Below are 23,536 nucleotides of genomic sequence, written 5' to 3' on the forward strand. Positions count from 1 at the left end.
AAAATTCTAAATTTTAGAAGGAAATAAACAATATTGGCGAATTTTATATAAAAAAGAGCTATTTTAGATTACTTAGGAGGGAAAAACAATGGTTTCAAAAATTGAATCTGTTCTTTTAACAATTTTTATCTTTTTCTGCATTGGCTTTAGTGTTATCAAATTAGAAGTTTCACCACACATCCCGATTTTATTCGGTATCGTTCTTTTATTAGCATTTGGATTTATGAAAAAAATCTCTTGGTCTACTATGGAAAAAGGAATGATAAGTAGTATTTCAGCTGGTATTCCATCTATTTTTATTTTCTTACTTGTAGGCGTATTAATTAGTGTTTGGATCGCTGCTGGAACAATTCCAACTTTAATGGTATACGGCTTCCAGCTTGTATCTCCAAAAATTTTCATTCCAACTGTTTTTGTTGTTTGTGCAATTGTTGGAACAAGTATCGGTAGTGCCTTTACAACTGCTGCAACTGTAGGACTTGCCTTTATGGGCATGGGTAGTGCTCTCGGATACGATCCGGCTCTAATCGCTGGTGCAATTATTTCTGGTGCATTCTTTGGAGATAAAATGTCTCCTTTATCTGATACAACAAACTTAGCTCCTGCTGTAACGGGTGTAGATTTATTTGAGCATATTCGTAACATGCTTTGGACAACAGTCCCTGCTTTCATTATTGCTTTTATCGCATTTTTCATTTTAGGAAGCGGTACTGGTGGAAACGTTGACTTCACAAACTTTATTAGCACATTAGAGAAAAATGCAACGATTTCTATCGTTACACTTATTCCAATTTTATTACTGTTCCTATTCGCATTTAAAAAAGTTCCAGCAGTTCCAACATTACTCGCAGGAATTGTGGTAGGAATTATTATTCTCTTTATTTTTAAACCTAGCACTTCTTTAGCTGATTTAATGAAAATTATGCAAGATGGCTACGTTTCTAAAACTGGCATTAAAGACATTGATAGCTTACTATCTCGCGGTGGTCTACAAAGTATGATGATGTCGATTGCCCTTATTTTCCTAGCTCTTTGTATGGGAGGTTTATTACAAGGAATGGGTATTATAGCGCAGCTGATGAATATCATCTCTAGCTTCGTAAAAAATAGCACACGCTTAATTATTTCTACTGCTTCAACTGCAATTGGTGTAAACTTCTTACTTGGTGAGCAGTACTTATCCATCGTTTTAACAGGACAAGCATTTGCTAAGAAATACGATGAAGTCGGTTTAGAACGTCGTAATTTATCACGCGTATTAGAAGATGCAGGTACAGTTATTAACCCGCTCGTACCATGGGGAGTAAGTGGTGTATTCTTAACAAACGTCCTTAGCGTTCCAACATTTGATTACCTGCCATACGCTATCTTCTGTTTAGCTTGTCCAGTCTTAACGATTATCGTCGGCTTTACTGGATTTGGTCTTTCATGGAAGAAAGAAAAAGCAGTAACAATTTCATAATATAATAAAAAGGATTACCTTAATCGGTAATCCTTTTTATATTTCTCGACTATCTATTTGCTTTTTTTCTTCTAAATAACAGAAGTAATCCCGCTCCAACAAATGCCAAACCTGCTCCAATTGTAGAAACAACACTTGTACCTGTTTTCGGTAAATCACGTTCTTCTTTATTTTCACTCACAGTTGTTGTTTCTTTTGCGTTTTGATTGTCAGTTGTAGTTTGTCCAGATCCTGTATTTTTACCTTCATCTGTTGGTGGTGTCGTTGGATTTCCTCCATTATTTCCTTCACCTGTTGGCGGTGTCGTTGGATTTCCTCCATTATTTCCTTCACCTGTTGGCGGTGTTGTTGGATTCTCTCCATTGTTTCCTTCACCTGTTGGCGGTGTTGTTGGATTCTCTCCACCAGTTTCCTTATCATCATTCTTCTTCGTTATATCAATTGCATATTTAGCAAATTCATTTTCAGATGGTCCAACGTACGATATTTTCCCATCTTTCTTTATATACTTTTGTGCATTTGGTGAAGAATCAAATGTTGTATTTAATTTATCTGCAACAATTGGTTTAAACGTCCAATTTTTATCTGCTGCTGGGTCAATAACTGGTGTTTCTTGCATATACTTCACAATGATTTGACGTGTTTCATCTTGTGATTGATATACAACTTCCCCTTTACTTACACCTGGGAACGTTTGGCTACTTCCACGATAGTTATTTGTAGCGACGATAAACTCTTGATTGTCAGCTACTGGTTTACCTTCATATGTCATATTTATAATACGATTCGTATTTGCATTTACAACTTTTCCATCCTTATCGTATTTCGCCGGTTGTGTTACATCAATTTCGTATTTTAAGCCATCTAAAATATCGAAGTTATATGTAGGATAGCCTATATTTACTAACGGCTGTTCTTCTGTTTTCTTTGGATCTATTTGATTAAACTGACCTGCAGACATTTCAAGCCATTCTTTCACTTGTGCCCCATTTACTTTTACAGCATATAACGTATTTGGATATACATATAAATCTGCAACGTTTTTAATTGCTAACGTTCCAGCTGGAATATCCGTATAATATGTAGCACCGTTTCGTCCACCTGCTTTAAATGGTGCACCTGCAGATAAAACTGGAATTCCTTTATATTTGCTATACTGTCCATTTTCAGCAAATAACTTTTCTACATACCATTTTTGTGCATTTGTCACAAGTTGTACAGAAGGATCATCTTGTACTAATGAGAAATAACTATTAATTGGCGCTGTCGTTTTTCCTACAGCTGTATTCACATAATCAATTGTCGCTTGATGATCATCTTTAATTTCATTAACTAATTTTTCATCGGATTTTACTAGTGGGTTTCCTTTACTATCAGCAATTGGACGAAGTTGCGGCTTCGATTGCTCTTTTTGTACTTCCCATTTTCCGTTTACCTTTTTCAATTGCATATCAATAATACCTAAGTTACTTCCAAAGACACCAGGCATTACAACTGGAACACCATTAAATACATCTTTCATTTCAGTATGTGAATGTCCCATTAATACTGCATCTACACCAGGAACTTCTGTTAAATAATACGACGCGTTTTCCATGCCAACGTTGTATCCACTCTTATCAACGCCGGAATGCGCTAGTGCAACGATAACATCTGCACCTTCTGCCTTCATTTTTGGCACCATTTTCTTCGCTGTTTCAACTATATCTTTCGCTTTAACTTTTCCTTCTAAATTTGCTTTATCCCAGTTCATAACTTGAGGTGGAACAAATCCCATTACGCCAATTTTCACCTTTTGTTTTTGACCTAATTCATCTTCTACTTCTTTTTCAAAAACATGATATGGTTTAAAGTAATTTTGGTCGTTCTCTTCATTATTATCTTTATCATCTTTATAGACGTTCGAGTTAATAACCGGGAACTCTGTTTTACTAATTACTTTGTTTAAATAATCTAAACCGTAGTTAAATTCATGATTCCCAAGAGAGATGACGTCATACTTCATTAAATTCATTAAACGATATAATGGATGTGTATAACTAGGATCCACAGGATTTTTCGGATCGTTTATTTTATTCGCTACATAATCTCCAAGCGGTGTCCCTTGTAATGCATCCCCATCATCAAATAGGACAGAGTTCTTCGCTTCTTCACGTGCTTTATTAACAAGTGTTGCCGTTTGCACGAGACCTACTTTATTATCTGTTTTCGTTTGATAATAATCGTAATTCATTAAGTTAACGTGAATATCTGATGTTTCTAGAATTCGTAAGTTAACTGTACTCTCCCCAGCTTTCTCATCCGCATGAGCTGTTGTTGGCAATACTTGCGGCGCTATTACGCCAATAGCAAGAGTTGCTCCAGCTAGCATTTTTTTTGACTTTTTCACAAAAAATCCCCCTTATACAATTACCAAAGAATAATGAAATGAATTTCTATTAGTCTCTAACCACATACCTTTTTTCTTCTAGTAGATACACGATTTTCATTTCATCCTGCGCTAACGAGTAGTCTCCTTAAACGATCAATTGATGGAGACTAGCAATTAACGGGAGATAAAGCTCCCACTATGTAGAATTTTACCTTATCTGACATTATCATATATAATGTCCTTTCATATCGTCAATATTTTTTGACATACTTCTACAAATTTTCTGTAAAGTTATTGTAAACTTTTCATAAACATATAATATGCCCTTACATTGCTAATACTGCTGAATATGATACAATTACCAATTACAAGGAGGATGAATTATGAAAAAAGTCATCTTAACAATTGTTTGTCTCCTCCTTCTAATCATTTCTTATTCTTATTTTGAAAAGAACGATGAGACAAAACAAAATGAACCCGAAGAAAAAACAGAAAAAACATCTACTCCAAGTTGGATTGATAAGCAAACAAACGATTCCTTTTATCATCTCGTACTAGGTGATTCGCTCGCCAAAGGATATGGATCGACACAAGGGGGATTTGCTGAATTAGCCTCTAGACAAATAGAAGCACAAATTCATAAACCAATTACTGTAGAAAACCTTGGGATAAACGGTCTTACAACAGATCGTCTCGCTAAAAAGGTTCAATCAGAAGATGTAAAGCAAAAAATTAGAGCAGCAAATATAATTACGATTAATATTGGGGGAAATAATTTATTTCGCTTAAATCGTGATGTCGGTGTTATAGATGGTATTAAAATGTTAAATAAAGAAAAAGCTCATTTTGAAGCGGATGTAAAAAATATTGTAAAGACAGTTCGAGATCAAAATCCGGATGCTTTACTCATTCTTTCCGAACTCTATAACCCGTTACAACTCGATGACTCTATCGCAAGTTATGCAGATATGTTTTTAGATGGCTGGAATGAATCCGTTTATTCCATTTCAAAAGCAAATCAACCATCTATCGTTTTACCAATTCGTAAATTAATATCGAATGATAAAAAAGAATTACTCTTTGACCAAGTACACCCAAATGATAAAGGCTATACGATTATTGCCGATTCATTTACAAAAAAAGTGTTAGCCTACAAATATTAAAGTTTCCATGAAACAATTCTATTTTTATAACATGTCTTTTTTGTTACAATGAGAGTGGAAGGGGGCCTTTATATGGAATCACGCGAGTGGGAACGTATTGTTGATCATCTTCTTTCGCTAGTGCCTCTTTTTTATCGCAAATTTATGCTTCCTGGAGAATTTTCTTCTCAAAGACATATGCCGCCATCACATACACAAGTATTACTGCTTCTGCATGAGAATGGCACATTAGCAGTTTCCGAAATCGGCAAGCGGCTAGCGATTTCAAGGCCTAACATGACACCTCTATTAAACAAACTGATTCAAGAAGAACTAATAGAGCGTCATTATAGCGAAAAAGATCGACGGGTCATTTTAATTTCCCTAACAAGTGAAGGGAAATTGTTAGTAAATCAGTATCAACAATTCATTTTAGACAAATTAAAAGAAAATTTCCAAACATTATCTGAGGAAGAGCGTGAGAAGCTCATCCATTCTCTTCAAACCATTCAAAATTTAATTTTGAAAACAAACGCATAAAGCTGCTTCTAAATAGAAGCAGCTTTATGATTCGTAATAATTACCATAGTATACATTTGAATACGGCCATGTCGTTAAATATGGTTTTTGATCTTGCGTAGGTTGTTGTGATGGTATTTGTGGTAATTGCTGTAATTGTTGTTGTCGATATAATTCGTATTGTCTATTCATATCATAAACCGGATGATAATTTACATATGGATATACTTGCGGTACGTAATAATAATACATTCATTCTCTCCCCCTTTTTCTTAAACATATTCAAAGGAGAAAATGAATGTGACACTCTTTATATTTGCATGAGTGGTTCTCTCACTCGTTTCTTTCTATTCTTCAGGCGTAACTTACGGTTCTTTTCATATAAATAATGCACAACGAAATATGAAACTACACCAAATACAACTCCTAAAAGGGTCATTCCAATTAATACATACACTTCACTCTGTAATAACCCCTTCAATATCGTAAAAATATGACTCGAAAACAAATCAGATATTGTAAATGGTTCATGATGTATTTTCTGTACATGAAATGGATAAATCATTTTCCCTAATGCATAAGCAAGTGGGAATAAAACTACTGGAAGAAACGAAATCTTCCCAATAATATTGCCAATAACCGCAGCAGGAAAAGATCCCCTTGCTAATCGAACAATCGGATAAAATATTACATATACGAGCGATGCCGTATAAATGACTAACATTTCTAAACCAAATCCTATAGCAAAACCTAGCGATACTTTCTTTGCTCCTTCTGGCGATCGAAGTAACTTATAATATTGAAACTTTAATATTCTCCACATCCGCTGAAAAAACGAATATGTTTTCTTAGTTGTTTTCACTCTCATCATCTCTTTAACTATATTTTTATACCTAGTATGCCCTTACACACTCCGAAAAACAAATTTCAATTTCTCTTTTATTATAGATGATATCAAAATGGTTAACTAAATATACATATGACATTTCAATATAAAAAAGTGCACCTCAAATTGTTATTTGTGTCTAACAATTTGAGGTGCACTTTAGTTGGGCGGCTTGTTTCTTATTTATTCTCCTAATGTTTGTCCCATGTCATTTGTTTTTATGTCAAGACGAAAAAAGCACTTGTTTCCTTTTGTGGGCAAGTAAGTACTTTAAGGTCATATACTATAGTCAAAGCTTATATCCATAAAAATATTTTTGTCCCTTTTCCCAGTTTTCACTTGAAAGTTCATTTATATAGTCAATAAAATCTTTATAATTGCTTGCACTAATAATAGTGGTGTAACCCGCAGGCACTCTTTCACCAGTCCAAATTGATAATAAAGATGGTATTAATTCCATTTTTAATGGTTCGTTATTATTTGCAGCAATCATAACACGCTGAATCATTTTTTTAGATAAGTCTCCTGGAAAAGCTAAATTCTGTTGGAAATAATATCTATCTGTATCCTTTTCCTGACAATATATAAAACAAAAACTTCCAATTTCATCAATAGTTGCATCTTCACCAATTTGCTCTTCAAAATTAATAAAAGAATCAATAGAGTCTCTTATAATAGTAGCTGTATCACTGAATTCCTCCCACTCTTCAAGTAAAGCCAATAAATATGGAATTACCTCAAGAGAAAGTGAGGTTGTGGCTGCTGATGCAAAAGTGTCTACTGTTTCTTCAGTTACCTCACTAAGAAAACGGAGATTATTTGAATCCCTTAAGTCTTCATGTGTTGCGACAGATAAAAATACTCTAATACATAAATTCAGAACCGCTTCATCTTTAGTCTGATTCATTAATTGAACGAATAGTGGTTTTTGCGTAAAATCCCCTGTTTTAAATAATTCTATTAAGTTAAATAAAACTTCCGTTTCTGTTACAGATTTTAAAATTTTTTCTTTAATTTCCGATTGAGCTAACGTCGTTTTTTCTCCAAACCATTTACTATTCATTAAATTTCTTGTTTCTCCCATAAATGCACCTACTTTCATTAAATTAGCTCTTCCCACTTTCTTTAATCAATTTATCTATATACTTATATTACTTCAAATCCCACAATATTTATGAGTCTTATCTTTTATTTTTGAAATATGTAGAGTGACCTTTTCCAGTAGATACATTTAGGCTATTCTCCCCCTCAATTTACTATTTAAAGAAATTACACCATCATTATCAACTAAAATTAGCTCTTTACTATCGCTACCTTGAACATTGCCATAAATTACAGTCTATAAAATGCAACACTTCATACACTTATAAAATTATACGTGTATCAACTTATTTCTACGCTAAAACCAAAAAAGCACTCGTTGCCTTTAGTCTACAACCCAGCGCTTTAAGTTCATCTATTTTTAAGTTTTGTAGTAACAGTTTGACAGCCTTTATATGTCGTGACAACTACTACGTTAAAACTTACGAGTTCGTTAATTTAATATACATTCCATGGTTTATATTCATCGCCACGTAAAATATCATTTCGCCTAAACCCGTACTTCTTTTTCTATTCTATCATTGCACATTGTACTCCATGATGGTACAACCATCATGAGGTATGTATTTTTTAGTAGCTTATTCTTTCCACTCCAATAATAAATTCTTTTCTGTTAGCTTGACCTTATTTACTTATATGTCCTTTCAACTTTAAACATTAGATGCTCTTAATTACCTCATTAACAGATTCACTAAACATATCAGGGTCTTCATTTTTTATATCAATCAATAATTCTTTAATACTAATCGTAATTGATGGATCAAATCCCGAAAGAACTTTTCCATATGCTAATCTTACTTGAGGGTGATTAAGAATTCTATAATGTAAAATTTCTACCCATTCTTTAGCTGCGTTAATCATCTTCAGAAAAGCTTTAGCAATACATACAAGTCCTTCTTCTATATTATTTTTATACAAGCTCTCTATTCCATGAATCAAATCAAACATAACCTCAAATTGCTCAGTCTCATCATCCAGAACTAAACATAAATCTGTAATAACAGAGACGTCGTTATACGCTATTACTTCCATTAATGACTCATTAAAATCTCGTATCTCATTCTCACTTTCTAATAAACGATTATCGTATAACCTTTTTAAATGGCTCTTTATATCCAAAGATGATCGTCCTTTCCATGTTTTATTTATCAAATAAATGCTGATACAGCTCTTTGTTTCTTTTTATAACTCCTCGTAAACCTTCTCTTATCTCTCCAGTATATAAACCATCTTTTATATAAATTCTTCGAGCATCCAAACTATTATGAGCTAAAGTTTAAATACTCCTTTGATTTTCTCTTGATAGACCATATACATTTCACGATGTCTCCCACCAGTTTCTTCATTTTAAAATGTTTCTTTTAGCGTAGTTCATTTATTTTCTTGCATAACTTAATCCTCTCGAACTAAATGGCTTTTATTCTTACCTTCCCAGTATCTATACTCATAGAGTACTTGTTCATCAAATCGCTGTAAATAACCTTCCCAGTTATTCGGAATATATTCTTCAAAAGATATTGATTCCGGATAATTAGAATAAAAAATTAAACGATCAAAATCTATCAAAAAACATGGGTTATAATCATAATAGACTTCTTCTCTATTAGTTCTTAGTTCCCTTAAAAATTCTAATCTAATATCTTCTGTAAACCTTTCATATTCTTCTATTCTTTCTAAAAAATCAGATATTGTAGTCTCGTTTAAAATACGAATGCCTTTTCTTTCTTCTGGATATTCACTAGGAGCGTACCCAGCTTGATCATAATCTAAATACCATAAATCCGGTTCAGTTATATACCAATTGAACTTATTTTTATATTTTACACCCACTATAATATTTTCTGCATATAAAGGCTTAATCATTTAATTCGTTATCCTCTCTTACTTAATAAGTTTGGAATTTTGGCCATACTCTACCAACCACCGACTAATGGAGGCAGTTGATTCTTACTAGTCACTCCTCTATTATTTGACGCCAATCGAATAATAGAGTTCCTTTATATTTAGTTTAAACAATTCTGTTTCTAAAGATATACATACTAAGACTGTGTATTTTGTTGTAAAAATGCTTCTAAAATTCTCTTAACTGGCAGACTCGATCTTTTCAGTAGACTCTCTGCTTTATCCATTATTCGCTTGTTGGAAGCGATTATTTTTTTATATTCTTCATTGTTAAAAGAACGCAAAGAATCTATTACATATTCAGCTATTTCATCATTCACATTCAGTAAATCTAGTAATAAATTGAATCCATTCATCCCAGTATCTTCATCTATACAATATACTAATCTAATTTTATATTTGTCATCTCTATTCTTTAATTGTTGAAGCAATTTATCCCAATCATTTTCAGTAAATTCACTTATCAATTTTTGTACATACATAAATTCATCATCATAGAAGTAATTATCTGAGCTATTTCCAGATAATACTGCATCTACTTTTTCATACATTTATGTCCCTCCTCTATTTGATAACTCCACCTGATAATAGTGCATTAATTTGACCTGTTGGCTATCCACTAACCACATTGTCACCTATTTTTATGACATCAATTTCTAGGCCGTCAATACTTTCCCTATGAAAAGTTGCTCCATCCCTTCCTCTAATACTTAACGGGAAAGAGTTACCTATATCAATTATACTACCTAAAAACTTTGTATCACTCCAACTATCTGGAAATATTGTACTATTTTTTATTTTAGCCAATTTCCCATCAGGGAATTGAGTCGTATAGTTGATACCTTTCGTACCATTTAATGCTATTAACCGTGATAAAAGAACGAAAGAAAAGAGCATGTTTTGAAAAAAGATTAATCAAAACATGCTTTTATAGTATTTAATCGAATTATTCTTTTATAAAAAAGATTGATTTCTTTGTAATCCTTCTTTAAATAAAAACCTATTTTTCTCGTATCTTTAACTATACTACTTTTCTAATTTTATTAGGTTTTTCTTCTGATTTGATAAACCTATTGTAAAACTATTTACTTTAATTATGATATTCCACCTGTTCTCAAACATAAATCTTCATAAAAAAACTACATACTTTCTACACATCTAGATAAAAAAAGAGCATTTTCCTTTTGGAATTGCCCCTCTCACCTAAGCCCGTACCTTGTTTTCTATTCTATCATTGCACACAGTACTTCATGATGGTACAACCATCATGGAGTATATATTTTCAAACAGCCTATTATTTTTTCTATCCACTTTACATATGCTTTTTAATTACCTGTGCATGTGCTTATTTGTGTATAAAATAAGTCATAGCCAAAACTGTAAGCATCTCAGTAACAACTAACTACTTAATAACGCATGTACAACTATGTTACTCCCTATTCAACCTTTGAATATTTCTGTAATCTTCTCTCTCCATATTAACAACAGCTCTATAAACTCCTCCGTTTCAATTTTATTTTCAGAAGGTTCATCAATCCGATAATGATGTTCAGCTATTGTCACATCCTTCTTGATTTTTACACTCGTAGTATTCAATGTAATTTCAAAGTCTTCATATCCCCCTTCTAAAACTTTCTTAATGTATCCTATGTACTCATCCACTTCTTCTTCTGTTGAAATATCTTGAATAAAATCCGAGAAAATACTTATTTCTTCTGGCAAAACTATCCCTAAATCACCAAATGGGTCTTCCTTAAATTCATATGAATATCTCATATACCTTAATCACCTTCTATATTATTTTTTATATAATGGATATGCCGTAGCTATTGAACCATCTGTATTCAAGTACATTTCTATTTTAATTCCTGATGATGTTACGCCTTTATACTTGTATGAACCTACCTGTATTTTATTTTGATAGGCTTCATCAATACCTTTTAACACATCAACGCGATTCGGGTATTACTTGCACGATTCGCAACTTCTTCTAGCATTTCAGGTGTTACTTCAATTTGAACCATTTTTTTCCTCCCTCTCCCAATTAAAATTATGAGATAAAAGGAAAAAATGTAAATATAGAAATTTCAGGAAATCTAAAAATCTTTATATAACATAAAAACTGCTTAACAGCAAATAAAGCCTATGTGTATGTGAAGTAAAGGAAAGAACCTTCTTAGTGAACTGGACCCAAAAAGTTAGACAAAAAATTAACCAACTGTTTCTCTATTAGATGTCCCTTGTCTATCCATATAATTAAGCACTTTCATTTTATACTGAAGGGAATACCTTTTTTCATTTACCTTTTCTTCTAGTAAGAGTTTAGACATAAAAAAATACACCTCCAATTGTTATTCGTGTCTAACAACTGGAGATGTACATTATTTAGGAAGGCTCTTCTACATTTTTAAATAAACTTACTAATAAGGCTTTTTGCGCATGCAATCGATTACCAGCTTGCTCAAAGACAATAGACTGTGGTCCATCTATAATCTCGCCTGTTACTTCTTCTTCACGATGGGCAGGTAAGCAGTGTAAGAAACGATATGTTTGCTTCGCATGCTTAACAAGTTTGTTATTGATTTGATATGGTTGAAATAAAGTATATTTCTCTTCTTCGCCCTCTTGCCCCATGCTCATCCAAACGTCAGTATAAATGAAATCTGCTTCATTCACCGCTAATTCAGGGTTATGCAAAATTTCAATTTCAGCTCCTGTTTCCTTGGCAATCGCTAACGCTTTTTTTACAATCTCTTCATTCGGTTCATACCCTACAGGCGTTGCAACAGTCATATGCATTCCGACTTTCGCACTCGCTAACAACAATGAATGACATACATTATTTCCGTCACCTATGTAAGCCAATTTTATTCCTTTAAATGTATTTGTTTCTTCATATATTGTCATTAGGTCTGCCAATGCTTGACAAGGATGATGATCATCCGTTAAACCGTTAATTACAGGTATGCTCGATTCTTTTGCAAGCTCTTCTACATCCGCATGTGAGAATGTACGTATCATGATCCCGTCAATATACTGCGATAATACTTTCGCAGTATCTGAAACGGTTTCTCCTCTTCCCATTTGCATCTCTTTCCCACTTAAAAACATACCATGTCCCCCGAGCTGTACCATTCCCGCTTCAAAAGATACACGAGTACGAGTTGAATGTTTATCAAAGATAAGCCCTAATATTTTGCCTTGTAATAAAGGCTCCTGCTTATTCTTTTTTAAATATATAGCGAACTCAATTAAAGAAATAATTTCTTCTTGCGTTAATTCTTCTAGTGTTAAAAGATCTTTCGTATTTAATTTCGGTACTTGTACAGTTGACATGAAATTTCCCCCTTATATGATCGATACGTTTTTTGTACAAACTACTTTTTTTATCATATATACTGCCTGTTCTAACTCTTCATTCGTTACAATAAGTGGCGGTAATAGCCTTATAACATTAGGCCCTGCTTGTAATACGAGAAGTCCCTCTTTTTCTAGTTGTTCTATAAAACTTGTAACTTCATGCGTACATTCAATTCCAATCATAAGCCCCTTACCACGTATATTTTGAATACATTCGACATGTTGTAATTCCTCTTGCAACTTCTGTAATACATACTCGCCCTTTTCTTGTACTTCTTTTAAAAACGATGGTCTTTTGCTTACTTGCAATACTTCTTTCGCTGCAGCCATCGCAATATAATTTCCACCAAACGTTGAACCGTGTGATCCTGCAGTAAACGATGTTCCAAGTTCTTTCCGGCCAATCATCGCTCCGACAGGAATCCCGTTTCCAAGTGCCTTTGCGACGGTAACGATATCAGGTTTTATTCCCATTTGTTCGTAAGCAAATAATGTACCTGTTCTTCCGATCCCTGTTTGTACTTCATCTATAATAAATAAGGAACCGAACTTATTACATAATGCTTCAATCGCTTGCAAAAAAGATAGATCAGCAGGTATGACTCCTCCCTCTCCTTGAACAACTTCTACCATTACCGCCGCAATTTCTTCATTCATTACTTCCTCTAATGCTTTTATATCGTTAAAGGGGATATGTAAAAAAGACGGAAGGAGTGGACCAAATCCTTCTTTCACTTTATTTTGCCCCGTCGCACTCATCGTTCCGAATGTTCTACCGTGAAAAGATTGCAGACATGTTACGACGAGAGATTTTCCAGTATGCTTACGAGCTAGCTTCAAAGCTGCTTCATTCGCCTCTGCTCCGCTATTACAGAAAAACACATAATCTAATGCTATATTTTCTGTTAATAATGACGCGACTTCTTCTTGTAAACTGTTTGTAAATAGGTTAGATATATGCCATATATCATCAAGTTGTTCTTGTACAGCTTTCATAACTGTAGGGTGACTATGTCCCAAATTACATACGCCAATTCCTGACGTAAAATCTAAGTATTGTTTACTGTTATTATCAATAACTTTCGTTCCCTTTCCCTTTACAAACTCAACAGTTCTTCTCCCATATGTTTGAAAAAGATGAGTTGTCATACGATACTCACTCCTCTCGTTACCGTCGTTCCGATACATTCTCCTGTATCTTTAGTAAAATCTTTTGTACCATTTACGATACTTATCTTGTGCACTCCCATTTTTAATGAAGCTAGTGCCGCCTGTACTTTCGGAATCATTCCGCCTGTAATAACTCCTTTTTCTATAAGAGTTGCAATTTCAGACTCATCTGTTTTCTTTACCAATTTCCCTTCATGTAATATCCCATCTACATCCGTAATAAAAATGAGTTCTTTTGCGGATAGTGCGGCCGCAATCCCAGCTGCAGCGGTATCCGCATTTATGTTATAAATCTCATTATCATGGATCCCGATTGGAGCGATAACAGGAATATAATTCATATTTATTAATCCTTTTAGTAAGGCTGTTTCTACATAGCTTACTTCTCCCACATATCCTATCTCCTCGCTGACAGGTTGAACTTGAAGTAATTTGCCGTCACACCCTGAACAACCTACCGCAAGTAAATTATGCCTTTGCAAATTCATTACAAACTTTTTATTCGTACTCCCGCATAGCACCATTTGAACAATATCCATAACTTCTTTTGGTGTCACTCGTAATCCATCTCTTTTTTCTACTTTGATATTACAATTTTTTAAGTTGGTATCAATTTCTGGACCACCACCATGGACAATCACTACCTTATACTTCTGCTGCAATTTCTTTATACAATCAAAAAACACATCATTTAATTGCTCCAACATACTACCGCCGCATTTCACTACAATATAATCGCTCATCTTCCCTCTCCTTATGTACGATAACAAGCGTTTATTTTCACATATTCATAGCTTAAGTCACAGCCCCAAGCTGATCCTGCTTCTTCTCCTAAATGTAAATACACATCAATCATAATTTCATGTTCTTGTAATCTCTTTTTCATTTCCTCTTCAGAAAACATTTGAGGTTCACTATTTTTTAGCACAACGATAGATTGAAGAGTAATATCAATTGTATTTGGATTAATCACTACTTCACTTTGTCCAATGCCGCTAATAATTCGCCCCCAATTTGGATCTTCACCGTGTATTGCTGTTTTCACAAGACTTGAACCGACTATTTGCTTTGCAATTTTCTTTGCCTCTTCACTCGCTTTCGCTCCTAGCACATTTACTTCTATTAACTTCGTAGCACCTTCACCATCTTGTGCAATTTTTTTGGCTAAATCTTCACATACCTTCTGTAAAGCAAATACGAAAGTTTCCCAATCCGGATGTTCCATATGAATTGGTTTCGTTTCTGATAATCCACTTGCCATAACGATGACCATATCATTCGTAGAAGTATCTCCATCCACCGTAATTTGATTAAATGTATGATTCGTTATTTGCGATAATGCTGTTTGCAATACGTCATGCTCTATATGAGCGTCTGTCGTAATAAAGCTCAGCATCGTTGCCATATTCGGATGAATCATCCCTGAGCCCTTAGCAACACCAGCAATCGTCACTTTTTTCCCATCAATAATCATTTCATAGCAAGTTTCTTTCGTTATAAGATCCGTCGTTAAAATCGCTTCAGAAAAAGAACGCGCTTCACTTTCTTCCTTCGTCGGTATAAGAGTTGCAACTCCCTTTCGAATTATATCCATCGGTAAAGGAACACCAATTACACCTGTCGAAGCTACTGCAACATAATTTTCTTTCAATCCAAAATGTTCCGCTCCTAATACTCGCATCTCGTAAGCATCTTGTAATCCTTTCATTCCTGTACAAGCATTTGCATTTCCACTATTGACGATAATAGCTTGTAATTTCTCCTCAGCCGCTATACTATCTTTTGTTACTTGCAAGGGGGCTGCTTGTATTTGATTTGTTGTATAAACAGCAGCACATGGTGCCGGTACATCACAAACGATTGCCCCTAAATCCTTTTTCTCCTTTTTCAGACCAATTGCAGTACCAATGGCCGAGAAACCTTTCGGAGTTACAATCGAACCATTTTCTACTTTTGTAATAGACGCTACTTTAATCATCATGTCCCCCTTATAGATAAAGCGGCATATATTGTAAACCTGTAGTTTCTTCTAGTCCCGCTACTATATTTGCATTTTGAATCGCTTGCCCAGCCGCGCCTTTCATCATATTGTCTATAACAGAAACGACTGTCACTCTTCCTGTTCTTTCATCGTAAGCTATCCCCATATCACAATAATTTGAGCCCCTCACTTCTTTCGGACTCGGAAACTCTCCTTGCGTGCGAATTCGAATAAAAGCCGATTGTTCATACGTTTCTTCATATAACTTTTGAAGTTGTTCTATTTCCATTTCTCGTTTTACTTTCGCATACAGTGTAACCATAATCCCTCGTGATATCGGTATTAAATGTGTACTAAACGTGATTGGCTTCGTTTCCCTATCCCACTCTGCAAGCATTTGCTCAATCTCAGGAACGTGTTGATGCTCATTTACTTTATAAATACGCAAGTTATCGTATAACTCAGGAAAGTGCGTCATCGTTGTTGGTGTTTTGCCTGCTCCAGATACTCCTGATTTTGCATCAATAATAATTGAATCTTCTTCAATCATGCCGCTACGTACTAACGGCAATATCGCTAATAATGCAGCTGTAGCAAAACATCCTGGGTTTGCAATTAAATTTGCATTTTGAATCTCGGACCTTTTCCATTCACTTAACCCATATACAGCTTCACTAAGAACTTCTTCTTTTGCAGCTGCCCTTTTATACCACTGTTCATATGTCGAAGGATCTTTCATACGAAAGTCTCCAGATAGGTCAATTACTTTTAAACCTACTGCTAATAATTTGGGAGTTAACTCTGCCGATACTCCTGCTGGGGTTGCTAAAAATACAATGTCTGCTTCCTTCTCTATTTCCTCCGCATCAATTTCTTGTAACGTATGAACAAGAATATTTCGAAGATGCGGATATACATTTGTTATGCACTCGCCAACTTGTGAAAAAGAATGGAGAGATGCTATCGAAAAATATGGATGTTGCTCTAATAACCGAATTAATTCAATACCTCCATACCCAGTTGCTCCAATAATCGCGACTTTCATACGCTCCTCCTCATATCGATTCTTTAAATTAAGTATGATTATAATATTGTATATTTATAGAGTCAATTAAATATTTATAATTTTTTAAACTTAAAAAACTTTAATTTTACTAGAAAAATAATATACACACCCGAATTTTTATACACAAATAATGTATAGTAGTTTTTTCATTTCACTTCAAGTACAATAAAACAATACATACGTACATACAGGCGGGGAAAACATGAATGAAAAATTAATTGAGAAAATGATTATAAAAAGTTTTCAACAATACCAATGTAATCCTATGTCAAATGAGGATCAGGAGATGCTAATTAAACAGATTCAAACGATAATTCATTCAAATACTGAAATTGATGTATACGAAGCAGTTGAGGATATTGTTTACGATTATGTGACTGGAAAATAAAAAAAATAGGAGATTTCCATATGGAAATCTCCTATTTTTTGCTTAATGATTTGCCTGCAACACGCTCAAATAAACCTGGGAATAGAGCATAAAGTTTCGGCCCCATGCCCATCCACTTCGGTAAGTTTACTTCACGCTTTTTCGTTTTCATTGATTTTACAATTTGTTCTGCTACATAAGTTGGCTTTAACATGTATCGTCCCATATTTTTCACATATGTACCGGATTGATCAGCTATTTCAAAAAACTTCGTATCTATCGGACCTGGATTAATCGCTGTTACAAAAACGTTCGTACTAGACAACTCCATGCGTAAACTATTCGTAAACCCTAATACGGCATGTTTCGTCGCTGCATATGCGCTTGATTTTGGAGTCGCAATTTTCCCAGCAAGTGAAGCAATATTAATAATATGTCCTTCGTTTCTGTTTACCATATAAGGTAGTACCGCTTTCGTACAAGCTACTAATCCAAATACATTTACTTGGAACATATCTTTCACTTCATCCATTGACGCATCTTCAAACGTTTTAAAAATACCAAATCCCGCATTGTTTACTAATATATCAATACGTCCCACTTCTTGTAATACCTTTGAAAAAACAGATTGTACCTCCGTCTCTTCACTTACATCTAATACATAATAATGGCAAGGCGTATTATAAGTTTCTTTAATTTTTTCTGCTAACACTTTTAATTTCTCTTCTGTTCTAGCCATTAATACTGGAGTCGCCCCTTGCTCTGCAACTTGCATTGCAACTTGCTCTCCAATTCCACTAGAAGCACCTGTAATGACGATTACTTTATTTTGTAAACGTCCCGTCATTGCTGTCACCTACTTTGCATAATAAATCAATTGTTGCGAAGATTCATCAATCATCACTTGTTGATTATATGCTAAAAAGTCTAATTGTCCAACCGTTTCTGAAATAGTAAGTGGTAATTGCTCTTTATATAATACCGGAAATAGTTTTACACATACTTCAAATGCTGTCATTGGTTTTTCCTTTAATAACTCAAGCACTTTAAACGCACGTGTTTCTTGCTTTTGTAATCTCGTTTCAATAAGTTGTTTCACATTTAGGACATCTGCTCCATGTCCTGATAAAATGCGTGAAATATTCATTTCACTTAAACGCTTTAACGTTTGATTATATTGTAATAACGGGCGTGCCCTTTCTGTTTGTCCTTCATATGGTGGTTCTAATATTGGATTCGAAGAAATATTACTAATGAGAGCATCACCGCCAATTAATATTCCATCAGATTCTCTATATAATGAAATATGAGTGGAAGCATGACCTGGTGTTTCGATTACTGTAAACCCAGGTAAGGAATCAATACGATCTCCCTCTCTCACAGTATGCGTTAACGATCTATTACAAGAATATTTAAGTGTTCTTGTCGTTAATAACGCCTCGTCTTTCAAAAATGCTGCTGGAACACCAAATTGCAAAGCTGTCTCTCTAAAAAACTCATGATACCGCTTTAAAAATTCTGGATTTTGCGTAATCCAAGGCTCATTCCAAGGGTGTCCAATAATGCTTGTTTTCTCAGAAAATATATTTAAAAGCCCACAATGATCCGCATGATGATGCGTAATGACTACTGTTTCAATATCTTCTATCGTATATCCTAATGCACCTAACTGACTTTCTAACGCATTTCTTGCCTCTTCTGTATTCGTCCCTGTATCAATTAATGTTAATGTCTCCCCCTCAACTAAAAACACATTCACAGTTTCAACTGCAAATGGCACAGGAATCTCCATTCGGTGAATCGCCGTCATGCTTAGCCCCCCTGTCTCTTTCCGGTTCAAAAATGAATACTTCTTCAGTTTACAACTTCTATATATATTTGTCATTATTTTCAGATAAAAAGAGGTGTTTCCTATTTAAAAACGAATGTATGTACATTTATAAGAATTTCTACCAAATTTAAAGGAGGAACATCATGTCTATTCAAAACATTTCCTTTCTCGGTGCAGGCTCTATTGCTGAAGCTATTATTGGTGGCTTGTTACATGCAAATGTTGTGAAAGCCGAACAAATTACCGTAAGTAATCGTTCTAACGAGACAAGGTTACAGGAGCTACATAAAAAATACGGTGTCAAAGGTACACATAATAAAAAAGAACTACTTACTGATACAAATATTCTTTTTCTAGCGATGAAACCAAAGGATGTTGCAGAAGCGCTTATCCCTTTTAAAGAATATATACATAATAACCTGCTTATTATTTCGTTATTAGCAGGTGTTTCTACTCACTCGATTAGAAACCTACTTCAAAAAGATGTTCCGATTATTCGCGCCATGCCAAATACATCTGCTGCTATTTTAAAATCAGCTACTGCTATCTCGCCTTCAAAACATGCAAAAGCGGAACATATTCAGACTGCAACAGCTTTATTTGAAACGATTGGTCTCGTCTCTGTTGTAGAGGAAGAAGATATGCATGCTGTCACTGCATTATCCGGAAGTGGCCCTGCTTATATTTATTACGTAGTAGAGGCGATGGAAGAAGCCGCAAAAAAAATCGGTTTAAAAGAAGATGTTGCAAAGTCACTTATTCTTCAGACGATGATTGGTGCTGCTGAAATGCTAAAAGCAAGTGAAAAACACCCTTCTATTTTGCGAAAGGAAATTACTTCTCCTGGTGGAACGACCGAAGCTGGCATTGAAGTATTACAAGAACATCAATTTCAACAAGCCCTTATTTCTTGTATTACACAGGCTACACAACGATCACATAATCTCGGGGAAACATTAGAACAACTAACAAAAGAAAAATAAGAAATGGAGCTCAATCTTACTTGAGCTCCATTTTTTTATAAACATATATTTTTTAGTTATTAGTCTTTCCAAAAATCTCTTCTTGCAGACGGCGACCAGTCGGTGTTGCTGCAAGTCCACCTTCAGCTGTTTCACGAAGTGCTACTGGCATTGTTTGTCCGATTCTAAACATTGCCTCAATTACTTCATCACATGGAATTGTACTCGTTACACCAGCTAATGCTAAATCAGCTGAAATCATCGCATTTGCAGCTCCTGCTGCATTACGTTTTACACAAGGTACTTCTACAAGTCCTGCAACAGGATCGCATACTAAACCAAGCATGTTCTTTAATGAAATTGCCATCGCTGTAGCTGCTTGATCTTGTGTTCCACCAGCCATCTCAACTGCAGCTGCAGCTGCCATTCCACTTGCTGAACCAACTTCAGCTTGGCATCCTCCTGCCGCACCAGAAATACAAGCGTTATTCGCAACAACCATACCAAAAGCTCCTGCTGTAAATAAAAATTCAATCATTTCTTCACGTGTAGGCTGCAATTTTTCTCTTAGTGCAAATAGTACACCTGGCACTGTTCCAGCAGACCCTGCCGTTGGTGTTGCACAAATAATTCCCATCGCTGCGTTTACTTCATTTGTTGCAACAGCTTTACTCACTGCATCCAAAATCGTATCTCCAGATAAGCCTTTTCCGCTCTCCATATACGCCTGAACTTTTACAGCATCTCCGCCAGTTAAACCAGTTGGTGATTTCACACCGCGAATACCACGTTCTACTGCTTGCTCCATCACGACTAAATTCTTTTCCATACCCGCAATTACTTCTTCACGTGAAATACTTCTTGTTTCCATTTCACATTGAATCATAATTTCTGCGATTTTTACATTTTGTTCTTTAGCTTGCGCCACTAGTTCCGCTGCGTTCCGAAACATGGTGTGTCCCCCCTGCAATTATTCCATAATAGTTACTTGACAAATATTTTGTTGCGCTTTTATTTCTTCAATCACTTCATTTGCTAATAATTCATCTGTTTCGATAACCATCAGCGCTCTTCTTCCTTTTTCTTTACGAGAAACACTCATTGTACTAATGTTAATCTCATGTTTCGCAAGGATTGAAGCTACTGCTGCAATAGCACCGAAGCGATCGTTATTTACAATAAGTAGTGCTGGACTCGTGCCTGATAATTGAAGATCGAATCCGTTTAATTCTACAACTTCAATTTTACCGCCACCAATTGAGCAAGCTACAACTTCAATTTCTTCTTCACCTTTATACAAACGAATTCTCGCTGTATTTGGGTGAGGTGCATTTGCATCCTCTTCAATGAATTCCACTTCAATTTCGCGCTCTTTTGCTATATCTAGCGCTTCTGGAATACGTAAGTCATCTGTTTCAAATCCTAATATTCCACCAATTAACGCTACATCCGTACCATGCCCTCGATACGTCTTTGCAAATGATCCATATAATGAAATGCTTACTCTTTCTGGTTCATGACGAAACAGCTGGCGAGCAACTTGCCCCATTCTTGCTGCCCCTGCTGTATGTGAACTTGATGGACCAATCATAACTGGACCAATAATATCAAATACTGAGCGATACTTCATCATAACTCCCCCTAAACCTCTATGAAAAAAATTTTTACTATTCTATTAAGCTACCAAATCGGTTGCTTTTCCAGTTGTATTACGAATTTGTTCCGCTGTACGAATTGGATTGTTTTTGAATAACAGTGAAGCAATATATCCTGAAATAATACCAGTTATAATATTAAATAAGAAACTTAGCATTACCTTCATTTAAAAATAATATAAGATAATCTACGGTAAAGTCTTGTAGCAATCCAAAGTTTAACACAGAACCCCTTACAAGCATAGCACAAACAAGTGAAACACCCATTGATTTCATACCTTTTGATGCCTTAAAGCTAAAAAGTGAAAAAGACTTAATACAAATAATAGTAATATCCTTCCTATTATAATTTCCATGTTGCTCTCTCACGATTTATTCAACTTCACTTGTTATGATAAATGAATCAAACACATGTAGCCTACAGTAAATTATAATCTGTCCTCATTATAGCTTGTTTTTAATAAAACGCTTACTTTTATTGAATTTTAAAAGTTCTGAATAAAAATCCGTTTTTGCTATTTGTATCACTCGTATGTCGTCTGACTTATATAACAGTTTTTCTAAATAATCGATACTATGTAGTTTCATCCTATATCTTCACATCATTAAAACTTTCTGTTTCATCCAATATAAGCATAAAATGATAACAGCTTTATTTTAAATTTTTTTTAGAAATAAAAAAATGGCAACCTTTCGTCACCATTTTTTCATAACATTATTATCTTTCCACTGGAAATGATTTCAAATCTGTAGCTATTTCTGTATTAGAAAATAGCTCTCTTGCCTCTTTCAATAATTCCTTATATGTATCTCCTTGATAACGAGAACTAATATGAGTCAATATTAATCGTTTTGCATTTGCCTGAAGTGCAATACTTGCAGCTTGCTTAGATGTAGAATGAAAATAATCATACGCTTGTTGTTCATCTTCTGCCGCAAAAGTTGCTTCATGAACAAGTACGTCAGCGTCTTGTGCCAGCTCTCTACTCGCTTCACAATATCTCGTATCACCTAAAATGGTAATAATTCTTCCCTTTTGAGGCGGACCGATAAAATCTTTTCCATTTAGTATCGTACCATTTTCTAATTCAACTACTTCTCCATCTTTTAAACGTTTAAAGAGTGGACCTGGTTTCACGCCCATCTCCAGCAATTTATCGACTAAAAGAGCACCTTGTATATCTTTCTCTATAATACGATACCCAAAACATTCAATACCATGTGACAACCTTTTCGTTTCCACGTGAAATTCATTATCTTCAAACACAGTACCTTCTTCTGTTATCTCAACAATTTCAAGTGGGTATTTTACATGTGTCGTACTTACTGATAATGCCACTTCAATAAATTGTTTAATTCCTTTTGGTCCATACACTGTTAAAGGTGTAGTCCCTCCTTGAAACGAACGGCTTCCTAATAAACCAGGCAATCCAAAAATATGATCACCATGTAAATGCGTAATAAATATTTTTTCAATGCGGCGTGGACGTACTGACGTATGTAATATTTGATGTTGCGTCGCCTCGCCACAATCAAATAACCAAGTCTGTCCTCGTTCTTCTAACAATTGCAAAGCAATTGCCGAAACGTTCCTTCCTTTCGAAGGAACACCTGCACCAGTTCCTAAAAATACAAATTCCACTTTCTTTCCTCCAGCTCTTTATATAATCTACCTTCCATCTTACGGAATGTTATTTCAAATGGCAAATCGATTTTACATAACCAATCATCTAGACGACTATATATCACGAACGTTATACT

General features: G+C 34.8%; 26 protein-coding genes and 1 pseudogene. 5 read left to right on the forward strand and 22 right to left on the reverse strand.

What is annotated here, in order from left to right; genetic code table 11:
* Positions 1–88: 88 nt before the first annotated feature.
* Positions 89–1,462, forward strand: coding sequence for a Na+/H+ antiporter NhaC (gene nhaC, locus ACYVEC_RS14460; protein ID WP_063223045.1), 1,374 nt, complete (start codon positions 89–91; stop codon positions 1,460–1,462).
* A 49-nt stretch (positions 1,463–1,511) separates the two neighbouring features.
* On the opposite strand, the gene cpdB is transcribed toward nhaC, so the two are convergent.
* A complete protein-coding gene (gene cpdB, locus ACYVEC_RS14465) occupies positions 1,512–3,851 on the reverse strand; it encodes a bifunctional 2',3'-cyclic-nucleotide 2'-phosphodiesterase/3'-nucleotidase (RefSeq protein ID WP_063223044.1) in 2,340 nt (779 codons plus the stop codon).
* A gap of 365 nt (positions 3,852–4,216) precedes the next feature.
* Here cpdB and ACYVEC_RS14470 point away from each other — a divergent pair, with 365 nt between their 5' ends.
* Entirely contained in the window at positions 4,217–4,996 is a 780-nt protein-coding gene (locus ACYVEC_RS14470; RefSeq protein ID WP_016086392.1) for a GDSL-type esterase/lipase family protein, read from the forward strand.
* 72 nt (positions 4,997–5,068) lie between these two features.
* Positions 5,069–5,515: a MarR family winged helix-turn-helix transcriptional regulator gene (locus ACYVEC_RS14475; protein WP_060632191.1), complete on the forward strand. Its 447-nt coding sequence runs from the start codon at positions 5,069–5,071 to the stop codon at positions 5,513–5,515.
* Positions 5,516–5,539: 24 nt separating this feature from the next.
* Here ACYVEC_RS14475 and ACYVEC_RS14480 read toward each other — a convergent pair whose 3' ends face one another.
* The 15 genes and pseudogenes from ACYVEC_RS14480 to argC form a co-directional block, all read right to left on the reverse strand.
* Positions 5,540–5,746, reverse strand: coding sequence for a hypothetical protein (locus tag ACYVEC_RS14480; protein ID WP_060632192.1), 207 nt, complete (start codon positions 5,744–5,746; stop codon positions 5,540–5,542).
* Positions 5,747–5,804: 58 nt separating this feature from the next.
* A complete protein-coding gene (locus tag ACYVEC_RS14485; RefSeq protein ID WP_063223043.1) occupies positions 5,805–6,365 on the reverse strand; it encodes a DUF2062 domain-containing protein in 561 nt (186 codons plus the stop codon).
* Positions 6,366–6,669: 304 nt separating this feature from the next.
* Positions 6,670–7,482: an Imm47 family immunity protein gene (gene imm47, locus ACYVEC_RS14490; protein ID WP_063223042.1), complete on the reverse strand. Its 813-nt coding sequence runs from the start codon at positions 7,480–7,482 to the stop codon at positions 6,670–6,672.
* 656 nt (positions 7,483–8,138) lie between these two features.
* Positions 8,139–8,600 (reverse strand): Imm30 family immunity protein, encoded by a 462-nt coding sequence (locus ACYVEC_RS14495; RefSeq protein WP_063223041.1) that lies wholly within the window; start codon positions 8,598–8,600, stop codon positions 8,139–8,141.
* 273 nt (positions 8,601–8,873) lie between these two features.
* Positions 8,874–9,344 (reverse strand): hypothetical protein, encoded by a 471-nt coding sequence (locus ACYVEC_RS14500; RefSeq protein WP_275719477.1) that lies wholly within the window; start codon positions 9,342–9,344, stop codon positions 8,874–8,876.
* A 176-nt stretch (positions 9,345–9,520) separates the two neighbouring features.
* Complete coding sequence (locus ACYVEC_RS14505) at positions 9,521–9,934, reverse strand: hypothetical protein (protein ID WP_063223039.1); 414 nt, start codon at positions 9,932–9,934, stop codon at positions 9,521–9,523.
* Between the two features lie 61 nt (positions 9,935–9,995).
* Positions 9,996–10,280, reverse strand: coding sequence for an EndoU domain-containing protein (locus ACYVEC_RS14510; RefSeq protein ID WP_063223038.1), 285 nt, complete (start codon positions 10,278–10,280; stop codon positions 9,996–9,998).
* Positions 10,281–10,823: 543 nt separating this feature from the next.
* Positions 10,824–11,159 carry a hypothetical protein gene (locus tag ACYVEC_RS14515; protein ID WP_063223037.1) on the reverse strand — a complete coding sequence of 112 codons (336 nt, stop codon included), beginning with the start codon at positions 11,157–11,159 and terminating at the stop codon, positions 10,824–10,826.
* A gap of 21 nt (positions 11,160–11,180) precedes the next feature.
* Positions 11,181–11,330: an EndoU domain-containing protein gene (locus ACYVEC_RS14520; protein WP_235613029.1), complete on the reverse strand. Its 150-nt coding sequence runs from the start codon at positions 11,328–11,330 to the stop codon at positions 11,181–11,183.
* Positions 11,331–11,332: 2 nt separating this feature from the next.
* Positions 11,333–11,428 (reverse strand): annotated as a pseudogene (locus tag ACYVEC_RS14525) (WXG100 family type VII secretion target); the annotation flags it as partial.
* Between the two features lie 340 nt (positions 11,429–11,768).
* A complete protein-coding gene (argF, locus tag ACYVEC_RS14530; RefSeq protein WP_275719476.1) occupies positions 11,769–12,719 on the reverse strand; it encodes an ornithine carbamoyltransferase in 951 nt (316 codons plus the stop codon).
* Positions 12,720–12,731: 12 nt separating this feature from the next.
* Positions 12,732–13,892 carry an acetylornithine transaminase gene (gene argD, locus ACYVEC_RS14535; RefSeq protein WP_063223035.1) on the reverse strand — a complete coding sequence of 387 codons (1,161 nt, stop codon included), beginning with the start codon at positions 13,890–13,892 and terminating at the stop codon, positions 12,732–12,734.
* A complete protein-coding gene (gene argB / locus ACYVEC_RS14540; RefSeq protein ID WP_063223034.1) occupies positions 13,889–14,656 on the reverse strand; it encodes an acetylglutamate kinase in 768 nt (255 codons plus the stop codon). Before argB ends, argD begins: the two co-directional genes overlap by 4 nt.
* 11 nt (positions 14,657–14,667) lie before the next feature.
* Positions 14,668–15,891: a bifunctional glutamate N-acetyltransferase/amino-acid acetyltransferase ArgJ gene (gene argJ / locus ACYVEC_RS14545; protein ID WP_063223033.1), complete on the reverse strand. Its 1,224-nt coding sequence runs from the start codon at positions 15,889–15,891 to the stop codon at positions 14,668–14,670.
* Between the two features lie 10 nt (positions 15,892–15,901).
* On the reverse strand, positions 15,902–16,939 hold the full coding sequence (gene argC, locus ACYVEC_RS14550) for an N-acetyl-gamma-glutamyl-phosphate reductase (protein WP_063223032.1): 1,038 nt from the start codon (positions 16,937–16,939) through the stop codon (positions 15,902–15,904).
* A gap of 223 nt (positions 16,940–17,162) precedes the next feature.
* Between argC and ACYVEC_RS14555 the strand changes: the two genes are divergently transcribed.
* A complete protein-coding gene (locus ACYVEC_RS14555; RefSeq protein ID WP_063223031.1) occupies positions 17,163–17,348 on the forward strand; it encodes a YqzH family protein in 186 nt (61 codons plus the stop codon).
* Positions 17,349–17,379: 31 nt separating this feature from the next.
* Here ACYVEC_RS14555 and ACYVEC_RS14560 read toward each other — a convergent pair whose 3' ends face one another.
* Positions 17,380–18,174 (reverse strand): SDR family NAD(P)-dependent oxidoreductase, encoded by a 795-nt coding sequence (locus tag ACYVEC_RS14560; protein ID WP_275719474.1) that lies wholly within the window; start codon positions 18,172–18,174, stop codon positions 17,380–17,382.
* Between the two features lie 9 nt (positions 18,175–18,183).
* Positions 18,184–19,137 (reverse strand): MBL fold metallo-hydrolase, encoded by a 954-nt coding sequence (locus tag ACYVEC_RS14565; protein WP_275719472.1) that lies wholly within the window; start codon positions 19,135–19,137, stop codon positions 18,184–18,186.
* Between the two features lie 164 nt (positions 19,138–19,301).
* On the opposite strand from ACYVEC_RS14565, the gene proI reads away from it, so the two are divergent.
* Entirely contained in the window at positions 19,302–20,141 is an 840-nt protein-coding gene (gene proI, locus ACYVEC_RS14570) for a pyrroline-5-carboxylate reductase ProI (RefSeq protein WP_242252169.1), read from the forward strand.
* A gap of 52 nt (positions 20,142–20,193) precedes the next feature.
* Here proI and sdaAA read toward each other — a convergent pair whose 3' ends face one another.
* The 4 genes from sdaAA to rnz all read right to left on the reverse strand — a co-directional run bounded on the left by sdaAA (position 20,194) and on the right by rnz (position 23,417).
* Positions 20,194–21,072 (reverse strand): L-serine ammonia-lyase, iron-sulfur-dependent, subunit alpha, encoded by an 879-nt coding sequence (gene sdaAA, locus ACYVEC_RS14575; RefSeq protein ID WP_063223027.1) that lies wholly within the window; start codon positions 21,070–21,072, stop codon positions 20,194–20,196.
* An 18-nt stretch (positions 21,073–21,090) separates the two neighbouring features.
* Positions 21,091–21,750 (reverse strand): L-serine ammonia-lyase, iron-sulfur-dependent subunit beta, encoded by a 660-nt coding sequence (gene sdaAB, locus ACYVEC_RS14580; protein ID WP_060632200.1) that lies wholly within the window; start codon positions 21,748–21,750, stop codon positions 21,091–21,093.
* A 45-nt stretch (positions 21,751–21,795) separates the two neighbouring features.
* On the reverse strand, positions 21,796–21,933 hold the full coding sequence (locus tag ACYVEC_RS14585) for a hypothetical protein (protein WP_161940519.1): 138 nt from the start codon (positions 21,931–21,933) through the stop codon (positions 21,796–21,798).
* A gap of 560 nt (positions 21,934–22,493) precedes the next feature.
* Entirely contained in the window at positions 22,494–23,417 is a 924-nt protein-coding gene (rnz, locus tag ACYVEC_RS14590; RefSeq protein WP_029439868.1) for a ribonuclease Z, read from the reverse strand.
* Positions 23,418–23,536: the final 119 nt, after the last annotated feature.

It is taken from the genome of Bacillus sp. MN7755 (assembly GCF_054771475.1).